Genomic DNA, 3,793 nt, shown 5'->3' with positions numbered 1-3,793 from the left:
AATATTTATGGGTTTCATTAAGAAAGTAAATAAAATCTTTTTTATTCCAATTTTTCTCTGAAAATAAATAATCTTGATCGTGTGCAAATATAAACTTATAGATGTCATCGTATTGATTTGCCAAATGCTGAATTATCTGTTTAGTTGTATAAGTAAAGTTATAATTTTGAAAAAGATTATTAGGGCAATTATAAATTAGATTTTCAATATAATATGAGCAAGCTAATTTATCATTAATTACTTTTTTATCAATGAGTATAGATTTAATATTTTTAAATATTCTTACAGTAGATTTATAGGCTTCATATGTTTCTTCTTCTTTTCTTTTACAGGACTGTAAGTGTAATTTTGGATAGCTAGTAATAGTTTCTCCATCTTCGGTGTCAAATGAAATACCTCTTATTATTTTTGATGTATCTTCAGATCCAGTAAAATCTAAAAACTTTTTATATTGGAAACAAGGTATAATATCTGCTTCAGCTTTGTTATCTTTGTTATGTTTAATTTTTATGCTTTTCTTACCTGTTCTGAAGTAAGCATTATCATTATTATAATAGGTTTGTATAGCTTTATATACATCATTTTTAAACTCTGAAAAATCATAAGAACTTCTAGAATAATATTCATTTCGTCGTTTTTTAGAATCTATGTCTAAAGAACTATCATCATATCTAAATATACCGTGTAATTCTAAAACTATATCTATATCACTATCTTCTTTAATATCTGTATCATTTGCGAACGAACCTTGTAAATAAATTTTAATACTATCCCAATACTTTCTTTTTTCTTCACTTAAATGTTTTTTATAATTATTAATTATAGGTCTAATTTTAGCTTCGATTGCTTCTAGCTTATTTTCTTCTGATTTTGTAGGACCTTTAGAAAGGGTATTAAGATGTTGTTTCAATGACATTCTATTCTCATGCATAATATTTTCATTATATAACTATATAAAACATATAGTTATATAAGAGTATGTGTATTTTTAAAAATGATGTGAGTATAATTTTACATGTTCTTTACAGTTAAATACACTTTATTATTGTCACGAATTCACAATCACTTTTCACACTTTATTTTACAGAAAAGTAAAATAAATATCTATTTTTCTGTGTTCACTTGCACACTTATTAAGTATGCAATCATATTGTAAATTATCATTATGAATTAAAAAAATAGCTGTGAAATCACAAGCTCATTTCACAGTGTAATTCACAAAAATATAATAGCAAAAATATATAAGAATACACATGCAATTATTACAAATTCACAGTACAGAAATCACAGGCAATTTACCAAGTGAGATTATGCTGTTACCAGCAAGTCCTGTAATGGGTCGTGATGGTAGAAGTTTTACTTATATAGAAAGTGCAGTATTAGAGGGTTGGGCAAAATACGGACAAAAATTGCCGATTGATGTTGACCATAAAAGTGAATATGGATTTTCTACAATAGCTGTGGGCTGGATAGAAGATATTTATTTTAAGAATAATCAATTATGGGCAAAAGTAGAGTGGAACGAGGAGGGCGAGAAGTTAGTATCTAAAAAATATTATAGGTATATTTCTCCGGCATTTTATACAAATAAATTTAATGAGGTGCAGTTTTTAAGTTCGGTGGCTTTAACTAATCATCCTAATTTAAAGATGCCGGCACTTAACAGCAGGGAGACTGTCTCTGCACCCATTAATAACAATAAAGAGGAACAACACATGGATAAGAACCTAAATACCAGCTTAATTAATAAAGCTTTAGGAATAGAGGAAGAGGCAGGTTTTGAAGTAACACTCAATGCCATAATGCAACTAAAAGAACAAAAAGGAGACCTTAATAATTTTGTACCTAAAGCAGATTATGAAGTAGTTTTAAATTCTAGAGATGAACTACAAGCTAAGTTACAAGCAATAGAGCTAAACACAATAAAAACTGAAGCAAACACTCTAATTGATGAGGCTGTAAAGAATGGGCAGATATCAGAAAATTCAAGAGATTTCTACTTAGAGTTATGTAGTAATAAGGATGGATTAACAAAAGTAGCAGAGCATTTAGTAGAAAAGCCTAAATTAAGCAATAATATACATGCAAATAAAGAGAATAAGAGAGTGGCAACTAATAGTTTAAGTGCCGAAGAAATTGCAGTAGGTAAAAAGATAGGACATTCTGTTGAGGAATTACAAAAAGCTAAAACTGTAAGAGAGTTAATATCTCAAGAATAGAGAAAAGAAGAGTACTCCGCAAAGTTAGGCAGGGCAATTGAAGAAACACACAAAATCTGCCATAAAGGCAGTGGTTTAACAAATTGATAAAAATTTTGTCCACTTTTTATAAAAAGTGGGAAAGAAAAGAATAATAAAGAAAAAGGAAGAATTGAAATGACAATCATAAAAGACAGTAAATTAGAGGCATTATTTACAAGTGCGAACGCAAGTTTTGAGAAGGGCAAGCCAATCACCCCAAGTGATTATGAGAAGATAGCCACAATTATAAATTCTGATGCGGAGAGCGAGACATACCATTGGCTAGGTAGATTCCCAAAACTCATAGAGTGGGTAGGGGAGAGAGTTTTAAAAGACATAGCCAGTCATGGTTATGCCATTAAGAATAAGACCTTTGAGAGTTCAGTAAATGTGAAGCAAGATGATTTAGATGATGATAAATTCTCTGTATATGCACCGCTCTTCAGTGAGATGGGGAATGAAGCAGTAGTTCATCCGAATAGATATGTCTTTGAGTTATTAAAGAATGGGGTTAAGAATGTTTGTTATGACGGGCAGTACTTCTTTGATACAGACCACCCGGTAGGTAAAGGGATTGTATCAAACATCTCAGCACCGGATAGTCCGACCGGTAAGGAATTAATGTGGTATTTGTTAGATACCGGAAGTGCATTAAAACCTTTAATCTTCCAAAGCAGAGAAAAACCCATACTAAAACAGATGAACTATAGGCTAGATAGTCACAACGAGGTTGTCTATGGAATTAAAGCTAGATTTTCAGCAGGATACGGTTTTTGGCAGAGAGGATATGCTTCAACCAAAGACTTAACTGCAGAGAATTTAAAAGAGGCAATAACCAATATGAAAAGTTTAAAAGATGAGGAAGGTAATCCATTAGGAATTAATCCTAATCTTTTAGTGATCTCTCCGGCTCAAGAATATATAGCAAAAGAATTAGTAGAGATACCATTTGTAGTAAATGCTAAAGGAACAACTAGTAATGTACTGTATAAAGCAGTTGAAGTTCTTAGTAGTGTATGGCTTTCATAGTAGGATTATACGCAGGGCTCCACCCTGCACCCGCAAGGGACTAGTCCCTTGACCCGGTAATTTAAGTTATAAAAATTTTGGTTAAGCGTGGCACTAGTGTCTTTATAAAAAGTGGGGGAGAAGAAACACATAAAATCTGCCATACAGGCAGTGGTTTAATAGAGGAATAATTAAATGGCAAAATATGAAGTAGGGAGGAATGGAATTGTGCAAGAAAAGGCAATTCTAATAAAGGGTAAGATAAAAGAAAAAGGAGTAAGTAGCTTTTATAGATGCGGGATTAAGTTTAGTGATAATTATCAAGAACTAGAAGTAGATGAAGCAACATTAGAAAAACTAAAACTTGAGCCTAAACTAATCATACAGGTAGTAAAATAATATGTACGCAACAATAGTAGATGCAAGGCTTTTTTATTCTGATAATGAAATAGATATTCTTACTTCAAATAAGGATGGCACCCTGAATAAGGAAGCACTAGAGAAAGCCTTAAAATCAGCAAGTAGTGAGATAGATATTTACTTAA

Annotated in this window: 4 protein-coding genes; 3 read left to right on the top strand and 1 reads right to left on the bottom strand. The window is 31.3% G+C overall.

What is annotated here, in order from left to right; genetic code table 11:
- Positions 1-916: nucleotidyltransferase domain-containing protein (locus ACQCX0_RS00760; protein ID WP_462562187.1), on the bottom strand; the 916-nt coding region annotated here is incomplete at its 3' end.
- A gap of 337 nt (positions 917-1,253) precedes the next feature.
- Here ACQCX0_RS00760 and ACQCX0_RS00755 point away from each other — a divergent pair.
- The 3 genes from ACQCX0_RS00755 to ACQCX0_RS00745 all read left to right on the top strand — a co-directional run bounded on the left by ACQCX0_RS00755 (position 1,254) and on the right by ACQCX0_RS00745 (position 3,647).
- A complete protein-coding gene (locus ACQCX0_RS00755; RefSeq protein ID WP_462562186.1) occupies positions 1,254-2,219 on the top strand; it encodes a phage protease in 966 nt (321 codons plus the stop codon).
- A 156-nt stretch (positions 2,220-2,375) separates the two neighbouring features.
- Positions 2,376-3,269 carry a Mu-like prophage major head subunit gpT family protein gene (locus tag ACQCX0_RS00750; protein ID WP_462562185.1) on the top strand — a complete coding sequence of 298 codons (894 nt, stop codon included), beginning with the start codon at positions 2,376-2,378 and terminating at the stop codon, positions 3,267-3,269.
- A gap of 174 nt (positions 3,270-3,443) precedes the next feature.
- Positions 3,444-3,647, top strand: a complete 204-nt coding sequence (locus ACQCX0_RS00745) for a hypothetical protein (RefSeq protein ID WP_462562184.1) — start codon at positions 3,444-3,446, stop codon at positions 3,645-3,647.
- The last annotated feature ends 146 nt before the right edge of the window (positions 3,648-3,793 follow it).

It is taken from the genome of Candidatus Hepatincolaceae symbiont of Strigamia maritima, assembly GCF_055505085.1.
The sequence above is the reverse complement of the archived record's forward strand: the minus strand, read 5'-3'. Positions and strand labels throughout refer to the sequence as shown.

Coding starts and splice junctions, on each gene's coding strand:
- ACQCX0_RS00755 (WP_462562186.1), top strand. CDS start 1,254: ATGCAATTATTACAAATTCACAGTACAGAAATCACAGGCAATTTACCA.
- ACQCX0_RS00745 (WP_462562184.1), top strand. CDS start 3,444: ATGGCAAAATATGAAGTAGGGAGGAATGGAATTGTGCAAGAAAAGGCA.
- ACQCX0_RS00750 (WP_462562185.1), top strand. CDS start 2,376: ATGACAATCATAAAAGACAGTAAATTAGAGGCATTATTTACAAGTGCG.